Origin of the sequence: Pyxidicoccus caerfyrddinensis, assembly GCF_010894405.1 — a bacterium.
GTDB lineage: Bacteria > Myxococcota > Myxococcia > Myxococcales > Myxococcaceae > Myxococcus > Myxococcus caerfyrddinensis.
This window is the reverse complement of sequence record NZ_JAAIYA010000006.1, coordinates 423,020-443,372: the sequence shown is the minus strand read 5'-3', so window position 1 is coordinate 443,372 and position 20,353 is coordinate 423,020. Positions and strand designations below refer to the sequence as shown.

Genomic DNA, 20,353 nt, shown 5'->3' with positions numbered 1-20,353 from the left:
CGATGCGCTACGCCCTCCGGCGGCTCGGCTTCTACCTGCTCGCGGCGTGGGCCTCGCTCACGCTCAACTTCGTCATCCCCCGGCTCGCGCCCGGCGACCCGGCGACGGCCATGTTCGCGCGCTTCGAGGGCCGCATCCAGCCCGAGGCCATGGACGCGCTGCGCGCCGCCTTCGGCTTCACCGACGCGCCGATGCCCGTGCAGTACTTCACCTACCTGCGCCACCTGTTCGCCGGCGACCTGGGCCTGTCCTACGCGTACTACCCGTCGCGCGTGTCCGAGGTCATCGGCACCGGGCTGGTGTGGACGCTGGGGCTGGCCGGGTGCGCGGTCATCTTCAGCTTCGTGCTGGGCTCGTTCCTCGGGGTGCTGGCTGCGTGGAACCGGGGTGGGTGGCTGGACTCGGTGGTGACGCCCGTGCTCGCCTTCCTGGGCGCGTTCCCCTACTTCTGGCTGGCCATGCTGGCGCTGTACCTCTTCGGCTTCGGGCTGGGGTGGTTCCCGCTGCGCCACGCGTACTCACATGACATGGAGCCGGGGCTGTCGTTCGCCTTCGCGGCGGACGTGGCGCGGCACGCGGTGCTGCCGGCGGCCTCCATCGTGGTGGCCACGCTGGGCGGGTGGATGCTGAGCATGCGCAACACCATGGTGGCCACGCTGGGCACGGACACCCTGCGGCTGGCGCACGCCAAGGGACTGCCGCCCCGGCAGGTGATGCTGCGCTACGCCGCGCGCAACGCGCTGCTGCCCAACGTCACCGGCTTCGGCATGGCACTGGGCTTCGTGCTGAGCGGCTCGCTGCTGACGGAAATCGTCTTCTCGTATCCGGGCACCGGGTACCTGCTCATCCTCGCGGTGCGCAACCAGGACTACCCGCTGATGCAGGGGCTCTTCCTGGTCATCACCCTGGCGGTGCTGGCCGCCAACTTCGCCGTGGACCTGCTCTGCCTCTGGTTGGACCCGAGGACCCGCGCCCATGCGTGACTCCATCCGAAGCCTGCTCCGCCACCGGAAGGCCGCGGTGGGTGGGAGCATCCTGCTCTTCTTCCTGGTGCTCGCCCTCGTCGGGCCCTGGCTCGTCATGGACCCGACCGACCTGGTGGGCCGGCCGCACCAGCCGCCCTCGCGCGCGCACCTGTTCGGCACCACGGGCCAGGGGCAGGACGTGCTCGCGCAGACGGTGGTGGGCGCGAGAGAGACGCTCGCGGTGGGCTTCGCGGTGGGCGCGCTCGTCACGCTGGTGGGCGCGCTGGTGGGCGTGACGGCCGGCTACCTCGGCCGTCGCGTGGACGACGCACTGTCGCTCACCACCAACGTGTTCCTCGTCATCCCCGGGCTGCCGCTGGCCATCGTGCTGGGCGCGTACCTGCCGTCCGGGCCGATGCGCATGGTGGCGGTGCTGACGGTGGCGGGCTGGGCGTGGAACGCGCGCGTCTTCCGCGCCGAGGCCCTGGCGCTGCGCAATCGCGACTTCGTGGCCGCCGCAGTGGTGGTGGGCGAGAGCCGCTCGCGCATCGTCGCGCGGGAGTTGCTGCCCAACATGGCGTCGCTGGTGGGCTCTTCCTTCATTGGAAACACGCTGTACGCCGTGGGCGCGCAGGTGGGCCTGGAGTTCCTCGGCCTGGGCGACGTGGGCTCGGTGACGTGGGGCACCAACCTCTACTGGGCGGGCAACGACGCGGCGCTGCTGACGCGCTCGTGGTGGATTTTCGTACCCACCGGCGTGTGCATCGCGCTGGTCGGCTTCTCGCTGACGCTGCTCTCCTCCGCCATCGACGAACTGACCAACCCGGCGCTCCGCGCTCCGCCGGCCGTGGCGCCCTTCACGCCCGCGGTGACGGCGGCGCAGACCGAGCCGCTCCCGCCCGGCGTGCTGCTCAGCGTGCGCGAGTTGTGCGTCGACTACGCGACGGAGCGCGGCCGCTCGCGGGTGGTGGACTCCGTGTCCTTCGACATCGCGCCCGGCGAGGTCTTCGGCCTGGCCGGTGAGTCCGGCAGCGGCAAGTCCACCATCGGCTACGGGCTGCTGCGCCTCTTGCCTCCCGCCGCGAGCATCTCCCAGGGGCGCATCCTCCTGGGCGACACAGATGTCACCGCCCTGGGTGCCGACGCGCTGCGCGCCTTCCGCTGGGCGCAGGTGTCCATGGTGTTCCAGAGCGCGATGAGCGCGCTCAACCCCGTGCTCACCCTGGGCGAGCAGTTCCACGACACGCTGGCGGCGCATGGACCCAGCTCGCGCGCGTCTTCGTACGCCCGCGCTCGGGAATTGCTGGCCATGGTGGGGCTGGAGCCGAAGCTGGTGAACGCGTGGCCGCACCAGCTGTCGGGCGGCATGCGGCAGCGGGTGGGCATTGCCCTGGCGCTGGCGCTGCAGCCGAAGCTGGTGGTGATGGACGAGCCCACCACCGCGCTGGACGTGGTGGTGCAGAAGGAGTTGCTCCAGCGGGTGCTGGAATTGAAGAGCCGGCTGGGCTTCGCGGTCCTCTTCATCACCCACGATTTGCCGCTGCTGCTCGCGTTGGCGGACCGCGTGGGCATCCTCCAGGGCGGCAAGCTGGTGGAGGTGGACACCGCGCAGCGCATCCGCACCGAGGCGCGCCACCCGTACACGCGCCTCTTGCTGTCGTCCTTCCCCCACCTCACCGCCGCCGACTCGGACGGGGCGCTGCCCGACGCGGCGCTCGCGGCGACGGAGCTGGCGCCCGCGCGCACCGCGCTGCGTGGAGGTCACCGATGAGCACGCCCCTGCTGGAGGCCACCGCGCTGTCGCGCACCGTCCCCGTGGGCGGCTTCCTTTCGCGCGCCCGGCGCACGCTGCTCGACAAGGTGTCCCTTACCCTGGAGCGCGGCGAAATCGTCGCGCTCGTGGGCGAGTCAGGCAGCGGCAAGAGCACCCTGGCCCGCCTGCTGGCTCGGCTGGACTCGCCCGACGGCGGCAGCCTGCGGCTGGGCGGCACCGACGTGCTCGCCGGTGAGAAGCGCGCATCGCTGGCCTACCGGGGCCGCGTGCAGATGGTGTTCCAGGACCCGTTCGCCTCGCTCAACCCCGTCCACACCGTGGCCTACCACCTGGAGCGCCCCCTGCTGCGCCACGGGCGGGCCACCGCGGCGGACTTGACGTCGCGCGTCCACGCGCTGCTGGAGTCCGTGGGCCTCACGCCGGCCGAATCCTTCGCCCGCCGCTTCCCGCACGAGCTGTCCGGCGGCCAGCGCCAGCGCGTGGCCGTGGCGCGCGCCCTGGCGGTGGAGCCGGACGTCATCATCGCGGACGAGCCCACCTCCATGCTGGACGTGTCCACGCGCCGGGGCGTGCTCCAGCTCCTGCGCGGCCTGACGCGCGAGCGCGGCATCGGCATCCTCTTCATCACTCATGATCTGGCGAGCGCGCGCCACCTCGCGGACCGCATCCTCGTGCTGTACGCGGGCCGCGTCGTCGAGGCCGGGCGCACCTCGGAAGTCCTCGCCGCCCCCCGGCACCCGTACACGCAGCTGCTCCTGTCCGCCGTGCCGGATGGCGCGGACTTCCTGCACACGCCGCTGCCGGTGAAGGCCGGCGCGGGCCCGGCGCCTCCGCGCGGCTGCGCCTTCGCGCCCCGCTGTCCCCACGCGGACGCGCGCTGTCACGACACCCTCCCTGCTGAACACCTCCCCGCGGCGGACCACCTCGTCCGCTGCCACCTCGAATCCTCGAAAGGAGTCCCTGACGATGCGGCAGTTCCCTCATGACTTTCTCTGGGGCGTGGCCACCTCCGCCTTCCAGATTGAAGGCGCCACCAACACGGACGGGCGTGGCGAGTCCATCTGGGACCGCTTCGCCGCCACGCCAGGCAAGATTGCCGACGGGACGGACGGCAGCGTCGCGTGCGACCACTACAACCGCTGGCGCGACGACGTGGAGCTGATGCGCTGGCTGGGCATCAAGTCCTACCGCTTCTCCATCGCCTGGCCGCGCATCTTCCCCGCGGGCCGGGGCAAGGTGAACCAGGCCGGCCTGGACTTCTATTCGCGGCTGGTGGACGGCCTGCTCACGGCCGGCATCGAGCCCATGGTGACGCTCTACCACTGGGACCTCCCACAGGCCCTGGACGACAAGGGCGGCTGGACGGCGCGTGACACCGTCAGCGCCTTCGTCGAGTACGCGGATGAAGTCAGCCAGGTGCTCGGCGACCGCGTGTCGAAGTGGATTACGCACAACGAGCCCTGGTGCATCAGCTTCCTGGGCTACGGCAACGGCGAGCACGCGCCCGGCCACAAGAACTGGGGCGAGATGCTCGCCGCAGCCCACCACGTGCTGCTGTCGCACGGGCAGGCAGTGTCCGTCATCCGCGCCAACGTGAAGAAGGCGGAGGTGGGCATCACCCTCAACCTCGTCCCCGCTCAGCCCGCGTCGCCCAGCGCCGAGGACCAGGACGCGTGCCGCGCCTTCGACGGCAGCTTCAACCGCTGGTACCTGGACCCCATCTACGGCCGGGGCTACCCGCAGGACGTCATCGCCGACCACGTGGCCGCCGGGCGCATCCCCTCCGAGAAGCTGGACTTCGTGAAGCCCGGCGACCTGGAGGCCATGGCCGCGCCCACCGACTTCCTCGGCGTGAACTACTACTCGCGCGGCATCATCCGCAGCGACCGCATCCCTGAATCGCAGAACGCGCCCCGCACCGTCCATGCCGAGGCAGAGAAGACGGACATGGACTGGGAGGTCTACGCGGGCGGCCTGAAGGACCTGCTGGTGCGCCTGCACCAGGACTACAAGCCGCAGCGCATCTACATCACGGAGAACGGGGCCGCCTACGCCACGGGCCCCGACGCCGACGGCCGCGTGCGCGACACCAAGCGCGTCCACTACCTGCGCACGCACCTGGAGGCGTCGCTGGAGGCCATCCAGCAGGGCGTGCCGCTCGCCGGCTACTTCGCCTGGTCCCTCATGGACAACTTCGAGTGGGCCTACGGCTATCAGAAGCGCTTCGGACTCGTCTTCGTCGACTACGCCACCCAGAAGCGCATCCCCAAGGACAGCGCACACCTCTACCGCGCCGTGGTGGCGCGCAACGGCCTGGACGTGGAGCTGGCGGCATGAATTCTCTCATCCTCGTGACGTGTCTGGCGGCGTCGTTGTCACAGACGCCGGCCCCCGCCGCCCCGGCGACGACGGGCCCCAACTCCACCAACCCCACGGCCGCCGGGCCCGCTCCCGCCGAGCCGAAGGCCACCGAGCCTGCGCCTCCCACCGCGGCTCCTCCGGCCGACGCTCCGGTGGCACAGCCCGCCCCCACGGTGCGGCCCGCCGAGGTGCAGGTCTCCGCATCAACGGTGTCCACCGTGCGCGTCCACCGCGACGAGCGCGGCTTCAAGCTCCAGGTGGACGGGCGCGACTTCCCCATCCACGGCATGAACTGGGGCTACACGCCCATTGGCGAGAACTACCGCTACTCGCTGTGGAACCAGACGGACGACTTCATCCGCGCGGTGCTGGCGCGGGAGATGACGCTGCTGCGGGACATGGGCGTCAACGCCATCCGCCAGTTCGATGACATCCCCCCGCGCTGGGTGGAATACATCTACCGGAACTACGGCATCTACACGGTGCTCAACCCGCTGATGGGCCGCTACGGCACCAACGTCAACGGCGTCATGGTGCCGAACACGGACTACTCCAATCCCGTGCACCGCCAGGCGCTGCTCGGGGACCTGGTGGCGAAGGCGGAGAAGTACGGCAACACGCCCGGCGTGCTGATGTGGATGCTGGGCAACGAGAACAACTACGGCCTGCACTGGACGGGGTTCGAAATCCAGCCGCTGCCCGGCCAGGAGGACGCCGCGCGCGCGGAGTCCCTCTACTCGCTGATGGGTGAAGCGGCGCGCACCATCAAGGCGCGCGACACGCACCACCCGGTGTCCATCGCCAACGGCGACCTCCAGTACATCGACCTCATCGCGCGGCTGGCCCCGGACCTGGACATCTTCGGCTCCAACGTCTACCGCGGTCCCTCCGCACGGGACCTCTTCGACGAGGTGTCACGCAAGCTGGACAAGCCGGTGATGTTCACCGAGTTCGGCGCGGACGCGTACGACGCGAAGGCCGGCCGTGAGGACCACCTGGCGCAGGCGGAGTACCTGCGCAAGCAGTGGGAGGAAATCTACACGCAGAGCTACGGGCAGGGCCGCGCGCAGAACGCCCTTGGCGGCTTCGTGTTCCAGTGGGTGGATGGCTGGTGGAAGCATGGCCAGGAGGCCAACCTCTCCATCCACGACACCACCGCCTCGTGGCCCAACGGCGGCTACCCGGCCGACTTCGTGGACGGCCAGAACAACATGAACGAGGAGTGGTTCGGCATCTGCGCGCTCGGCCCCGACGACGAGGCCGGCATCGCCCGGGTGCAGCCGCGCACCGCGTACTACGTCCTCCAGGCCGCCTTCCGCCTGGACCCGTACGCCGCCACCACCAACCTGGACACCATCCGCGAGCACTTCGCGGCCATCCACCCCACGGAGATGTCCCGGGGCTACGAGTCCTCCGTGGCGCTGGCACGCGCGGAGGAACTCTCCGCGGTGCGCGTGTCCAACCTGCGCCTGCTGCTGGACAGCTCGCTGTCTCGCGGGAGCCTGGCGACGACGCGGGCCAACCAGACGGCGGCGGACCACACGGAGTCCATCTTCTTCGACCTGGCGCTCCAGCCGGCCTCCGGCGTGTACGGGCGTGCCTCGTTCAACGTCGTGGGCAACGTGGCGCAGAACCGGCTCAACAACCTCTTCTACGAGAACCGGGGCACGCAGCCCTCCACCGAGCAGGGCGTAACCGGCGCCGCGCCCCCGACGACGGGCGGGGCCGTGGGCCAGTCGCTGGGCCTGGAGCGCTTCGCGCTGTACCAGGCCGAGTTCAAGCTGGACCGGCAGGACTTCGCGCTCGAGGGCTTCTACCGCACCGGCCACTACCACTGGGGCGAGGAGGGTGACTTCTTCAACCTCTACCGCGAGGCCAACTACGGGCCGAACATCGACATCTACCACGGCAATGCGCCCTTCGGCGTCGTCTTCGCCGGCAAGAAGACCCTGGAAGGCCTCAAGGTCGCGGTGGGCCCGGAGCTGTACTGGGGCGCCAACCCGTCCATCGTCGCCAAGTACCAGAAGAGCGTGGGCCAGGTGGGCATCACGCTGATGCACCAGGAGGACATCGCCCGGGGCTCTTCGCAGCAGACCAGCTCCGTCATCCGCGAGCGCGTGGCGCGCCGCACGGCGCTGAGCTTCGACTGGACGCGCGGCCCCATGGAGCTGGAGGTCGGCGGCATCCTCGCCGCGCCCCAGCGCATCGGCGAGGAGTTCACCTGGACGCGCCGCACCGACGGGCCCAGCTACCTGGGCACCGGCTACGAAGTGCTCCAGGACAAGGTGCAGTTCCTGGACACGCTCGGCGCGAAGGCGCGGCTCACCTACGACATGGGCGCGGTGCGCTGGTTCGTCCAGTCCTCCTTCCGGGGACTCGTGGCGGACGCCGGGCCGGAGCAGACCACGGTGCTCACGGGCTGGAGCCTGCGCGAGAGCGGCCGTGGCAACCACTTCGCCGGCCAGGCCGGCATGACGGTGCAGGTGGGCAGCACCTTCCAGGTGTCCCCCAACCTGCTCTACCAGAAGCCCCTCATCGGGCCGAACCCCACCATCGGCGACTCGTACGACGCGGTGTCGGGGCAGTACTCCCCGGGCGTGCGGCCTCGCAACGTGCTGACGGATGCCTTCACCGTGCTCGACAACCGCGAGACGCTGGGCGCCGAGCTGCTGCTCACGTTCGACCCGACGCCGGGCACGTGGTTCTGGTCCTGGGACAGGGAGATGCGCGAGGACGCGCCCTTCGCCGCGGGCCTGGACCTGGTGTACCGCCGCCAGCCGACGTCACGTGACGCGGGCATCGCGATTCTGGCGGACGGCAGCACGGTGGCCTTCGGCGCCGCGCCTCCCGCGCGCGACGAGTGGGAGACGACGCTGCGGCTGGTGGGCAACCCGTCGCCGCGCCTGAAGCTGTACGGCACGGCCTTCGTGGGCAGCAACCAGTCCCCGGGCGAGGACGCGCGGCAGGTGCACCGCTTCGGCCTGGACGGCTCCGTGCTGCTGGACACGCTGCTCTTCACCGCGCAGGCGCACTTCAACGACTGGGGTCCGTATGACTACCACCGCGTCTTCAACCTCACGTACCCGGTCCAGCTTGGAGGCGACGTGTCGTACGGCCTCAAGCGTCCGGTGCTGGGCGCGGTGACGACGCGCTTCGGCCTGCGTGGGCTGGTGCGCTACCTGAATGAGTACTCGGAGGGGCTCAGCGCGGCGGCCCTCGAAGAGGGGCTGAAGGGCCGCGAGTACGAGGTGGGGGCGTATGCAATCCTTTCGCTCTGAGGGAAGCCGTATGAAGACATGGCTGCTGCTGGCCGCGGCGGTGGGCATCTGCGGGTGCTACGACCGCGCAACCTACGTGTATGGCGAGTCACTGGACGGGCTCACGCTCCAGCTCCACAGCGAGGACGTGGGCATCTACCCGGACCAGTCCGTGCTGGAGGACCCGAACAACCCCTTCCGCCTCAACTCGCCCGGCGCGGAGACGAAGTGGCAGATTCAGGGCAGCGGAGACCACGTGGCCGCGTTCTACGCGTGGGCCACGCTGCTCGCGCGCGGACCGTACGGCGAGGCCCAGTTCTACGTGGGCACCGACTTGCTCTCCGTCTACCAGAACGGTGAGGCGAGCCAGGAGGACCTGCCCAGGATTCGGGCGCAGGCCATCCGCGCGTATCAGTCCGTGCTCGACAACTTCCCCGACGCGGTGACGTACGACGCGACGGGGACGATTCCCTACGAGCTGGTGACGCCCTCGTACAAGGGCATCGTCGAGATGGGTGGGACGGTGCAGGGAGGCTGGGTGCTGGTGCAGACGGCCAATGGCCAGGACAGGGCGGTGAAGCCATGAAGAAGTCCGTATTCGCGCTGTTGCTGCTGATGTCCGCGTGCCGGCCGGAGCCGGGGGACTCGGACTACGAGAACCAGGGGCAGTCCACCCGGCCGGACGCGGGGACCGACCCGAACGCGGGCGCACTGCCGGGGCCCTTCCCCTTCCAGGAGGGGCAGCGCCGGCTGGGCGTGGGCTTCTACGAGGGCGGCCGCTCCGAGGACATCGCCATCGACAACACCACCACGCACGTCTACCTGTACGAGAGCACCGTCACGATTGAGCCCTCCGAGGACCACGTGGAGGGGCGCGCGGCGGACCTCGTGGTGCATGCGGGCAAAGCGTGGCTGGGCTTCGGCGTGCACTGGGACGCGGCGCGCAACCTGGACACGTGGAAGACGCTGCACGTCAGCCTGAAGTCGGCGGACCCCGGCTTCGCCAACGTGACGGTGGCGATGAACGACACCGCCAAGAGCTTCCAGCTGGACGCGAAGAAGTACGGGTACAAGAACGACGGCGAGTGGCACCACCTGGCCATTCCGCTGGCGGACTACGTGGCAGCCGGGCTGAAGCCCAATGCCGTCAACTCGCCCTTCGCCCTCTTCTCGGGACAGGGACAGCCGGCGGAAAAGCTGCTCCTGGACAACCTGTACTTCACCGCGGACTGAGTTCCGGTCCGCGGGGCCGCGGGCGCTCCTCGAGCGCCCGCGGAACTACCGGGCGCCGACGGGAGCGACATCGCCGGCGCGCTCGGCAATCGGGCGGGCATGGCGGACGAGCGAGAGCAGCACCTTGCCCGGCTCCTCCGCCATCATTTCGTGCCCCGACTGCTCGAACCAGACGAGCTGCTTCGACGGCGCCTTCACGCCCGCGAACCATTCGGCGGCGACCGTCGACGAGACATTGTAGTCGTGGCGTCCGAGGAACAGGATGAGCGGCGTCTTCAGCCGCTTCACGTGCGACAGGTCCGCCGTCAGGACCGCGGAGAGGAGCTTCTCGACCGAGAGCTCCTGCGCCTTCCAGACCTGGCGCACGTCCTCGTCGGTGTATTCGGGTGACAGGTTCACCGCCGCGCCCTCGAAGCTCGCGTCGGGACGCCGATACGCGGCGCCTCCGAAGAAGTTGAGCCAGCGGCGCTGGAGCAGGATGTCCTTCACCGGCACTGGCGTCTTGCCCACGGCATAGGGCGCGATGGAGCCGAGGTCGCGGATGGCCTCTTCGTTCTTCGCCGCGCGCGCCTGTTCCATCGTCCAGGCCCAGCCGCGCCGCTCGCTCTCCCCCGCGTCGATGCCCTGCGCGACGCCGATATAGGCATGAAGCCATTCGGGGTGCCGCTCCGCGAGGGTGAGCCCGAGGAGGCTGCCCCAGCTATGGCCGAGGACGAAGAGCTTCTGCTTGCCGAACGTCTTTCGCGCCCAGCTGGCGAGCTCCTCGGCATCCGCATGCATCCGGTCCACCGTGAGCGTCGGGGTGACCGTGGCCGCATCATTCGCGACATACGTCTTCCCCGCGCCGCGCTGGTCCCACTGGATGACGGTGAAGAACTCGTCCCAGCCGTGCGCGAAATACCAGCTCGTCGGCATCGCCACCCAGCCGGGGCCGCCATGGATGACGAGCAGCACCGGATTGCGCAGGTCTCGGCTGCGGATGGAGACCCATTGGTCGATGCCTCCGATGCGGACCTTCTCGGTGCGCTCCATCCCCCCGGGCGCGACAATCTTGCGGAGCTCCGAGATGATCTTGATGGCCTCGGCCCGGCCATGCGGGCCCGGCGCCTCCTGCGCCTCCTGCGCCTGTGCCGAAAGGCTCCCCAGAAGCAGCGCCACCAGCGGCAGCAACAATCCCTTGCGCACCATGTCCTCCTGATTCGCCTTTTGACGCCCGTGGGTACGGGTACGAAGAAGGGAGCGGGGCATTGCACCCGCGGCAGCGCGCCGTATTGATTTGGTGGTACGGCCCTCGCGAGCCCGCTCCGCCATCCCCTTCCTTCGACTTGTGGGGGCACAGCGTGAAGCAGCCGTCGCGCCGTGCCCTCTCCGTGGAAGAATGGCTCCACCGGGTGGGCCCGCCGCCCACCGGCCTGGAGCAACCATGTCGCTGTGGGCCTCACTGCGGAAGCACCTGCTCGGAGCGCCCCGGACCTCCGGGCGGGTGGACCGCTTCGAGGTGGAGCCCGGCGGCCTCGTGGTGCTGGCGACGCGCCACACGCTCCAGGTGCAGGGCGCGCGCATCGCGTGCCGCTCGTATGTGACGCGGGGGCTCGCGGCGCATGGGCAGTTGGAGATGGTCTTCACCCTGCGGGAGAACAGCACCGTGTCGGAAGACGCCCTCCTCCGGAAGCTGGCCTCGCTCTTCTCCCGCTTCCGGCAACTGGCGGAAGAAGGCCGCACGGTGGACGTGGGCGACGTCACCATCTTCGGTGAGCACCGGCTGGTCCCGGGGATGCACGTGCTCTACACCCGGGCCTCGCCCATTCCCGGCCTGCCCGTGCCGTCCCGCGCGCTCTCGCTCCTGCTCATCACGGACCGCGAGCTGGAGCTGGTCCAGCGCTGCGGGCCCGCGCGGATGATGACGGCGCTCGGCAAGGCGTACAGCCACTATCCCTGCCCCTCCTGGTCGGACGTCCAGCGGCCCGAGCTGCCCGTGGCGGCGATGCTGGAGCAGAGCCTACTGCCCCGGGTCAGCCACTCCCGCGTGTGGAGCGCGCGCGTGATGAAGCAGGACGAGGACATCATCCTGCGCATCGCCCCCGGACAGCACACGCAGTTCCGACAACTGTTCGACCAGCGCTCCGAGGAGACGCAGCCCTTCGCGCTGCTGACCGGGATTGATGACGCCGCGGATGGGTGTCTCGCCTGGGCGCCGGGACAGACGGGGCCGGTGGCCATCACCCCGCCGGGAGGCCGGGGCGAGCGCATCAGCGGGTGCTTCCTCCTCGTGCTTCCGGGGATGGAGCAAGAGGAGGCGCGGGTCCATGAAGATGGCTTCATCTGGAGCCTCTCGCCTGCGTCCTCGAAGGCGCTGTGGACCGCGCTGTGCGAGGGCCAGGGGCTCGCGTTGCTCGTGGGTGGACACCGGCTGCGCGTGGAGTGGGCAGCGCCTTGAGGCCCGCGCCGGCTTCAGGCATGGATGGCCCATGACGGAGCTGGTGTCACTTGCCCGCCTCGACGGCATGGCGCAGGCGGAGCTGTGTGCGCGGGGAGAAGTCTCCGCGGAGGAGCTGTTCGAGGCGTGCCTGGCGCGCATCGACGCGCTGAACCCGCTGCTGCGTGCCGTGGTCACCGTTGCTCGCGAACGGCCCGGTGCGGCGAAGCCGGGGCCGTTCTCCGGGGTGCCGTTCCTGGTCAAGGACGCGACGCCGTGGCCGGGGATGCGTTGGTCGATGGGCTCGCGGCTGTTCGCGAACAACATCGTGCCGCAGCAGACGCCGTATGGCCGGCGGCTCGAAGAGGCGGGGCTCGTGTGCGTCGGGAAGAGCGCGCTGTCCGAGTTTGGCCTGCTCGGCAGCACCGAGACACTGCTGGAGGGCGTGACGCACAACCCGTGGGACTTGTCCTTCTCGGCCACGGGCTCTTCCGGAGGCAGCGCGGCGGCCGTCGCGGCGGGGCTCGTGCCGCTCGCGCACGCCAATGATGGTGGTGGCTCCATCCGCATCCCCGCGTCAGCGTGCGGCCTCTTCGGGTTCAAGCCGAGCCGGGGCCGCACGGTGCCCGCGGCCTTCGGCACGTCGGACTTCCTGGAGATGACGAGCGACCACTGCATCAGCCGCTCGGTGCGGGACAGCGCGCTGTTCCTGTCGCTCACCGAGGACCGCTCGGCCACCGCGCCCGTCGGCTTCGTGCGCGAGCCGATTCGACGCAAACTGCGCATCGCCACGTGGACGCGGACGATGATGGGCGAGGAGCCGGAGCCCTCTGTGCGTCGGGCGTACGATGAAGCGGTGGCGCTGCTCACGGAGCTGGGCCACCACGTCGAGCCGATTGCGCCTCCTGACTTCGACGGGCCCGCGCTTCGCGATGCGTTCTTCCTCGTCGCGGGTGCGGCCATCGCGGGCATCGTCGAGATGGTGGACAAGACGCGGGACGTGCCCGTGCAGACCGATGAACTGGAGCCGTTCACCTGGGAGCTGGTGGAGAACGTGCTCGCGTTTGGGCCCGATGCGCTGCCCTGGTCGCGCGCGGCCTTCGCGAAGGCGATACACGCGTATGGCGAGGCGGCGCGCGGGTGCGATGTGGTGCTCACGCCGACGCTGGCCACCGAGACGTGGCGCATCGGGCACCTGTCGCCGGTGCTGAAGCGTGAGGAGTTGCTGCGACGCACGGCGCGCTCCGTCGGGTACACGCCCATCCAGAACATCGCGGGCTGCCCCGCAATGTCCGTGCCTCTGTGTTTCCCGGAGGGCGGGCTCCCCATCGGCATGCACTTCGCCGCGGCGCCCGGCGAGGACGCGCTGCTCCTCGGCCTCGCGTACCAGCTCGAGGAGGCACGCCCGTGGAAGGACCGGTGGGCGCCCTACTCGATTCCCGCGCTCTTCTCGGAGCGCCCCTCCCTTTAGTGAAGTTGCCCCGTTTCCGCGTCCCACCCGCCGCGACGGTGTGCTCGGCGTGGCGCACCGCGAAGGCGCGCAGCGCCTCGGGGAACGGCAACGAGCCACTGCGTGGCTCGGGGCGAGATGAGCGCGCCTGCTACGGCGCGGCAGGCGCCGTGGGGGCGAGGGCGCGGTCGCTCAGCGCCCACTGGAAGTCCAGCAGCAGCAGGCTCTGGAAGATGGGGTCGGTCGGCTTCAAGAGCGTGAGCAGGCCCGGGTCGCCAGCGCTCAGCTGGTATTGCGCGGAGGGGCTCATGCCCAGCCCCCCGCGCGGCCAGGCGGCGCGCTGGTGGCAGTTGCGGCAGTTCGTCTCCACCGGGTGGCTGACCAGCTCGATGTACGGATTGAAGTGGGCGGGAAGCTGCGAGGGCGCCCCGAGGTACGGAATACCGTACTCACTGACCATCAGGTAGTTGCGCCACGTCGGCGGCACCTGCGGAATGCTGGGACGGTCGCTCGCGTACGGCCCCGAGTCCGCGTCGTCGTGCCACCAGAAGGTCTGCATGGTCCACTTGGGCATCTCCTTGGTGAGGATGTGCGTGGCGATGGAGACCACGGCGTCACCGGCCTGGAACTCGCGGCCATAGGCCCACCACGCGGACGCGTCGAGGATGGCGCGGTCCTGCGGACTCAGCGCGTCCAGGGCCTCCTTCGAGAAGGTCTGGTGGAAGAAGTCCGTGAGCGGGACGACCTTCGCGTCCTTGAACTGGATGGGCGCGAGCGGAGCACCGTTCGCGTCCAGCACCCCATAGAGGAAGGAGACCTCCGTGGTTCCGCCGGGAGGCACCGGGCAGCCCGGGGTCGCCACGGCCACTGCGCGGGTCCACGCCGTCGTGTTGTTCTCATAGCCCATGTACGTCGAGGGCGTGGGCGGCGTGGGGTTGTCCCAGACAGGCAGGGCGCCGCACGCATCACCGGGCACCGGCCAGTACATGTGCTTGAGCACGACGGAGTGGATGGGAAAGGGGAAGACCTCCTTCGTCTGGCCCTTCGGCGGCATCAGGCCCGTGAGGACGGAGCCCTTGTAGAACGGCGGATTGCCCGTCCCGTTGTTGCCGCGAAGCCAGGTGAACGCGTCCTCGTTGTAGATGACGCCGGCAATCATGATGTCGCCGTTGTTCTGGAAGGTGAGGCCGTCGGCGAGCTGGTAGAGCGAGCCGGGCGAGCCCGGGCACCCGGAGAGGCCGTACTTCGTGCACACGTCCTTCGGCACCGGGTACTGCGGCCCCGGCAGGAACACCGGGACATTGTCCTTGTTCGCCTGAATCAGCGAGCGTGCACGGTGTGGGCTCGCGTCCTGCGGGGTGGCCTGGGGCGGCGGAGCGTAGGCCTCCGTCGACGTGTGCCAGCTCCGCCAGAGGGAAAGGCCCTCCTTGGCAGGGGAGTTGATGCCGGCGAAGAGATTCCAGCCGTGCTGGCGGATGAACTTCTCGTTCCGCGTGGCCACCGCCTGCTCCAGCACCTGGGCCGACAGCGGGTAGTCGAAACCAGGGGGGATGGGAGGCGCCACGCTCAACGCGTCCGACGTGCGCTGCTCGGTGGGCGGAGACTGCTCTCCGGGGCCTTCCTTGCAGCCCGCGACAACCAGTACCACGGTGAAGGCCAGGGCCCTGTAGCGCATGCGTGTCTCTCCACGAAAGCGGGCCCCATGGCCCGGGCCGCCATTCGACTGCAACAGCAAGCGATATACCAGCCACCCTCCACCCCACCCGCTGCTGCAGCCCGCTGCGCAGGCCGACAGGGCTGTCCCAGGTGCTCCAGCCCCTCGTCCATGAGCCGGCGACGATAGCGGACCTGCCCGGGAATCACGTGTGACAGCCCGGGCGGCCCGCGGGCGGTCACGCCCGGAGAAAGCACCGCGTCCGTGCCTCGAGGTCGCGAAGGGAGGCCCTTCCCCTCGGAGACGGGTCTCCGCCCGGAGACGGGACAGGCCTGGCACGCCGGCTGCTGAAGGGCCACGCGCCCGGATGCGCTGAGCGCCCAGGGCCGCGGCCAGCCGTGCATCACACGCCCGCGAGCTCACCCAACCGTCCTTCGAGGAGCGTCAATGTCTCAGTCCCTTTCATCCACCTTCACGCGCGGCGCGGCCGTGCTGCTCGCCAGCGCCACGCTGGCGTCCGGGTGCGGGCCCGCGGATGAGGTGCCCACCGAACCGCTCGAGCAGCGCACCGACAGCATCATCGCCAACCCGGGCAGCACGGTGGGCCCGGCGCGTGAGTCGACCACTACCACCGGCAGGTTCCCGGAGGTGGTGCGGTTCCTGTACCCGTCCGTCTCCACGAGCAACGGCGTGACCACCACCCGCTGGTGGAACTGCACGGGCACCGTCATCGCGCCCTACGCCGTGCTGACGGCCAGCCACTGCGCTCCCAACGGGACGGACCTCGGCCAGGTCCGCTGGGACAACGCGGGGCTCGGCCTGTCCGTGGGGGCCGTGTACACCAACCCCTATCTCGGTGCGTCGTACCGGCCGGCCTGGTGGACGGCGCTCGATGCCCAGCAGAAAGCCGCGGGAGGGAGGCAGGATGACTGGCCCGCGCAGCACGACCAGTTGCTCCTCTTCGTGCCCGGGCTGACGCCGGAGTTCCTGCGCCAGCACGGCCTGAAGCCCGTCGACATCAACCCGTACGCGGGCGCGGCCCACTTCACGCTGGTCGGAGTGGGAAGCACGGGCGGAGCGTTCCGTGACTCCATCGCCCAGCGCTACGTGCCAGCCAGCCCCAACACCATCACCCTGGCACCTCGTGACGGCTACCTCAGCACGGACACGGCCACCGCCAACTTCGGCAACGCCAACGGCGGAGACTCGGGAGGGTCTTCCATTGGTGCGTTCCGCTACTCGTGGGTGGACGGCTCCCTGCTGGAGGCCCAGCGGTATGTCGTCGGCACGGTGCAGAACGGCATGGAGGCGGGGACCACCTCCTCGAAGCCGCTCGACCTGGCGCCGATGGCCTACGACCCGGGAATCACCATGACGGCCAACCAGCGCCTCACCGTGCGCCTGAACTCGCTCTGGGCGCAGGCACGCGCTGACGACGCGGACGGCGACGGCCTGCCGAGCGCCTGCGACGCGAACCCGGCGCAGGCAAACCCCACCTCGGACAACCTCTGTCCGGCGCCCCTTGGCGGGCCTCGTGGAACGGGTATCGGCTCCATGCCCGTGGCCCAGCTCGCGTGCCGGCCCGGTTACGCGGCGGTGGGACTCCGCGGCCGCTCGGGAGACCTGATTGACCGCCTGGCCGTGCAGTGCCGCGCATTCTCCTGCTTCGGCAACGCGGATGCGCAGTGCGCGGGCGACACACGGTATGAGCACTGGACCGATGAGTTCGGTGGCGAGGGTGGCGGGGCGTGGACCGCCTCGTGCCCCAGCGGATACGTGCTGATGGGCGTGGGCGCGACGGACAACCCGGTGGATGGCTGGGTCCACTCGCTGGCGCCGCGCTGTGCCCCGTTCAGCTCGGTGATGTCCGGGAGCCCCACGCCCGTCCAGCTGCCAGGGGGCGGGAACCCTGCCTGGGGCTCTCCCGCGGAGCGGAACTGCGCGAGCGGCCAGTTCCTGGTGGGCTTCCAGGCTCGCAGCCGTGACAGCCGCTTCGTCACGGGGCTGCAGCCCATCTGCTCGACGGACCTGAAGCGCTTCACTCCCTACATGGGAGGCCAGGGCGGTGGTGACACGGTGCTGCGCTGCCCGACCGGCTTCCGCGCCATTGGCACCGTGCAGAACTTCGAGAGCGAGGCCATCAACGCCTTCGGACTCCTGTGCGGCCCGAGCGCCCTGAGCGGCAGCGCCACGCCCGACAACCAGGTCGTGATTGCGCGGGGTGGCTACTGGCACTACAGCGCGTGGCTGCCAGTCCCCGCCATGGTGGAGCCGCTCTCCAGCGCACACCTGCCGGCCTCCGCCGTCATCAAGCGCTGTGACGGGTACCTGCTCGGAATCCAGGGACGCACCGACACCTTCGTCCGGAACATCGACAACCTGCTGTGCAGCGAGGGCAGCACGATTCTCGAGTACACGCGGAAGCCGGTGGCCGTAGGCAACGCCAGTGCTGGCACCTTCCGCACCCAGCGCTGCCCCCTGTTCCGCCCCGTTGACGGGATGTACCTCCGCAACGGGTGGCTCACGGACGGCTTCTCGCTCCACTGCGGCGAGTAGTCGAAGGGCCACCGCCGGGAGGAATGGACCTTCCCGGCGGTGGGACACTCAGCCCTGGCCCACCAGCACGCCCGGGTGAAGTGAAGCCTTGCATTCTCCGGTTTCTGGTTGAAAGGGGACGGTAACAGACAAATATTGCCCGGGCCCCGCAGGGCCGTTCCATGTCTGGAGTTGGACGGAGACAGGATACACTAGCCGTCAAATGAGACCCTCCCCTGTGGCATGTCTGACTTTGACTCAGTGTGCGAGGGCAAGGTCCGCTTCCGCCCTGATCCGCCATTCATAGGGTGCACGCCGGCCATCCGGGAAGGATGGCTTCACCACGGGGCGTGCATGTCTCAAAAGGGCAGGGATTCAACGGGCGGGAAGCGCGGGTCGGTGTGGCTGCTGGGCGCCATGCTGGCTGTCAGTGGATGTTCCAAGGCGTCTTCGTCCGACGAGGCATCGGGAGGACCCACCACCCAGTCCGAAGCGCGGGCCGAGGGAGGAAGCACGACCTCCAAGCTCAGCGACCTGCCCGCGGTGACAGGCCTGTCGACCACCACGGTCTTCGCCCAGCGACTGGCGCAGGCCACACCCCTGGAGGAGACGACGGCCATCCACGTGAAGCTGGCGCCTCCCGCCAACAAGGAGCTGGAGAGCAGCCTCGTGCGCGTCGTGGGCGACCCGAAGGACCCCGTGGTCCTGTTCAGCTCCGACGCCCTGGCCCAGCTGGGCCGGATTCCCAAGAGCCCGGGCCCGGGGTTCTTCACCCTCTTCTCGTCGCTGAAGGACTCGGAGCTGGACCGCCGGACGAACAGCGAGAAGGAAGTGGCGGAGGGCAAGTTCGGCCCAATCACCAAGGAGACCATCCTGTTCAACGGGCGCCACCCGGCCGCCCGCTTCGAGGGCCTCTCGCTGGATGCCCGGGCCATCCGGGGCGGCGGCATGGTGCCCATCGCCGGCTGTCCGGCGCTGCCCGCCACCAGCCAGAACGTCTGGGACAAGGCGCTGCTCATCCGCGACCCGGCCGTCGTGCAGAATCCGGCGCGCACGTGGGACCCCTGCACCGGCGCTGGTACGCAGGGCGGCAAGTGGACCTTCTCGCACCTCATCAAGGAGATGGCGCAGGACTCGGGCACCACCGCCGAGGACTTCGTCATGAAGTGGCTGTCCAACTGGCTCAATGACTACACGGTCAACGGCGACCTCGTGCAGGCCCGCCAGAACATGTTCAGCGAGGTGATCCAGCCCTGGGCCACCGCCAGCGGGCAGGTGGCCTCGCTCGTGTTCAACACCTCCACGAACAAGTGGCAGGTGTCCAGCACCGGCCCGCTGAACCTGGACATCGCGCCCTTCCGGCTGCTGGCCATCGTCAACCGCATCGACCTGGCCGGCAGCTCGGGCGGCTACGGCGGGTCCTCCACCGCGGGCGAGCTGCGCTTCGTGTTCGGCATGACGAAGCCCACGAACTGGGGCGCCGGCACGGAGGCGACGTGCAACCTCAAGCTCTTCACCACCATCATCGAGTACGGCGTGCCCCGCACGGGCTGCCAGCAGGTCATCGACTGGGCTCGGGACTGGGCACAGCTGGGCACCCATACCAGCTTCGACGCGACCTACCTCACGAAGCTCGAGTCGATGACCGAGAGCGTCGTCCTGCACGGCAGCGCCCCGGCCAAGGGCAACAAGAACGCCCTCAACCAGCTGCGTACCAATGAGATCTCCCTGGTGCTGGGCGGCGCGAGCCCCCAGTGGGAGCTGCGCGAGTTCCAACTGGCGGACGAGAACCTCACCGACACCGCCCCCGACGCGCGCACCAACGGGCTCCTGCGGCCGCATACGGTGGCGCTGACGCCGAGTGACGCTGGCAACCACGACCCCGACATCGATCCGGACGTCAACCAGTTCGTGCTGAACGACGTCAAGGTCGGAGTCAAACTGCCGGTGACGGTGCCGACCGCGTGTGTCTCCAGCTTCAAGGCGCCCCACAAAATCAATGGCAACTTCTTCCTGGGCGGCAGCGCGCTGGTGAACCCGCCCACCCACTGGGAGGCCTTCGGCGTGAACTCGGGCGTCGCCCAGGAGGTCTGCGCGCGCAAGGAGTTCTCCGGCAATACCTGCAACGGCTGCCACTTCGGGGACACCGCCCTGGATGGCACCAGCGGCAACAACGCCTTCACGCACATCAGCCCCACGTCGGGCATCCCGGCGACGCCGTCGAAGTTCCTGACGGGCGGCGGCGTCGGCTTCATGTTCGGCGTCCCGGACACGCAGTTTGGCGCCGGGCTGACGTCGTGGCCGTTCGCGGACCTGCTGCGCCGCCACCAGCGGCTCTATGACATCGCCACCTGCACCACCTGCAGTCCCTTCTTCGGCTTCGACGTGGCCTTCCTGGCTCGGATGGAGCAGGTCGCGGGGGTGGTGCCCTTCGACGGGCTCGCCAGCGCGGAGGAGACGAAGTTCAAGATCGGCCCCATCCAGGACCTGGAGAGGGTGCAGCAGTTGCTGGAGCTGCGCTCCGAGTTCGCGAAGGAGCCCCGGGACTTGCCGCTCAGCTTCCTGCGGCCGCCAGAGGTCTTCGTCCACTGACCTGACGACGTGACGACGCGGGGCCCCTTCCACCTGGAACGGGGCCCCATGCCGTTTTCAGAACGCGCCGGACAGCCACGCGTCCAGCGCCCGGGACGCGCACCTGGCGCCCGTGC

The 20,353-nt window shown here is 69.6% G+C and carries 13 protein-coding genes; 11 read left to right on the top strand and 2 right to left on the bottom strand.

Annotated features, from left to right (window positions below; all coding sequences use genetic code 11):
* Positions 1–2 precede the first annotated feature (2 nt).
* From G4D86_RS17185 to G4D86_RS17155, 7 genes are read left to right on the top strand one after another with little or no spacing between them, the layout of a single operon-like run.
* Entirely contained in the window at positions 3–983 is a 981-nt protein-coding gene (locus G4D86_RS17185) for an ABC transporter permease (protein ID WP_163994990.1), read from the top strand.
* Positions 976–2,736: a dipeptide/oligopeptide/nickel ABC transporter permease/ATP-binding protein gene (locus G4D86_RS17180; RefSeq protein ID WP_163994988.1), complete on the top strand. Its 1,761-nt coding sequence runs from the start codon at positions 976–978 to the stop codon at positions 2,734–2,736. Before G4D86_RS17185 ends, G4D86_RS17180 begins: the two co-directional genes overlap by 8 nt.
* Positions 2,733–3,725, top strand: coding sequence for an ABC transporter ATP-binding protein (locus tag G4D86_RS17175; protein ID WP_163994986.1), 993 nt, complete (start codon positions 2,733–2,735; stop codon positions 3,723–3,725). Before G4D86_RS17180 ends, G4D86_RS17175 begins: the two co-directional genes overlap by 4 nt.
* Positions 3,706–5,076, top strand: a complete 1,371-nt coding sequence (locus tag G4D86_RS17170) for a GH1 family beta-glucosidase (RefSeq protein ID WP_163994984.1) — start codon at positions 3,706–3,708, stop codon at positions 5,074–5,076. Before G4D86_RS17175 ends, G4D86_RS17170 begins: the two co-directional genes overlap by 20 nt.
* Entirely contained in the window at positions 5,073–8,378 is a 3,306-nt protein-coding gene (locus G4D86_RS17165) for a glycoside hydrolase 5 family protein (RefSeq protein WP_163994982.1), read from the top strand. The genes G4D86_RS17170 and G4D86_RS17165 overlap by 4 nt, the downstream gene beginning before the upstream one ends.
* Before the next feature lie 10 nt (positions 8,379–8,388).
* Positions 8,389–8,943, top strand: coding sequence for a hypothetical protein (locus tag G4D86_RS17160; protein ID WP_205519605.1), 555 nt, complete (start codon positions 8,389–8,391; stop codon positions 8,941–8,943).
* On the top strand, positions 8,940–9,590 hold the full coding sequence (locus G4D86_RS17155) for a putative glycoside hydrolase (RefSeq protein ID WP_163994978.1): 651 nt from the start codon (positions 8,940–8,942) through the stop codon (positions 9,588–9,590). Before G4D86_RS17160 ends, G4D86_RS17155 begins: the two co-directional genes overlap by 4 nt.
* A 45-nt stretch (positions 9,591–9,635) precedes the next feature.
* Here G4D86_RS17155 and G4D86_RS17150 read toward each other — a convergent pair whose 3' ends face one another.
* A complete protein-coding gene (locus G4D86_RS17150; RefSeq protein WP_205519604.1) occupies positions 9,636–10,778 on the bottom strand; it encodes an alpha/beta hydrolase in 1,143 nt (380 codons plus the stop codon).
* A gap of 235 nt (positions 10,779–11,013) precedes the next feature.
* Here G4D86_RS17150 and G4D86_RS17145 point away from each other — a divergent pair, with 235 nt between their 5' ends.
* Together G4D86_RS17145 and G4D86_RS17140 are read left to right on the top strand one after the other, a co-directional pair.
* On the top strand, positions 11,014–12,027 hold the full coding sequence (locus tag G4D86_RS17145; protein ID WP_163994976.1) for a hypothetical protein: 1,014 nt from the start codon (positions 11,014–11,016) through the stop codon (positions 12,025–12,027).
* A gap of 31 nt (positions 12,028–12,058) precedes the next feature.
* On the top strand, positions 12,059–13,477 hold the full coding sequence (locus tag G4D86_RS17140; protein WP_163994974.1) for an amidase: 1,419 nt from the start codon (positions 12,059–12,061) through the stop codon (positions 13,475–13,477).
* Between the two features lie 130 nt (positions 13,478–13,607).
* On the opposite strand, the gene G4D86_RS17135 is transcribed toward G4D86_RS17140, so the two are convergent.
* A complete protein-coding gene (locus G4D86_RS17135) occupies positions 13,608–15,131 on the bottom strand; it encodes a hypothetical protein (RefSeq protein ID WP_163994971.1) in 1,524 nt (507 codons plus the stop codon).
* Between the two features lie 426 nt (positions 15,132–15,557).
* On the opposite strand from G4D86_RS17135, the gene G4D86_RS17130 reads away from it, so the two are divergent.
* The gene (locus G4D86_RS17130) at positions 15,558–17,666 is read left to right on the top strand and encodes a hypothetical protein (RefSeq protein ID WP_163994969.1); all 2,109 of its coding nucleotides are present in this window, start codon (positions 15,558–15,560) and stop codon (positions 17,664–17,666) included.
* Positions 17,667–17,999: 333 nt separating this feature from the next.
* Positions 18,000–20,237, top strand: coding sequence for a hypothetical protein (locus G4D86_RS17125; protein ID WP_163994967.1), 2,238 nt, complete (start codon positions 18,000–18,002; stop codon positions 20,235–20,237).
* Positions 20,238–20,353: the final 116 nt, after the last annotated feature.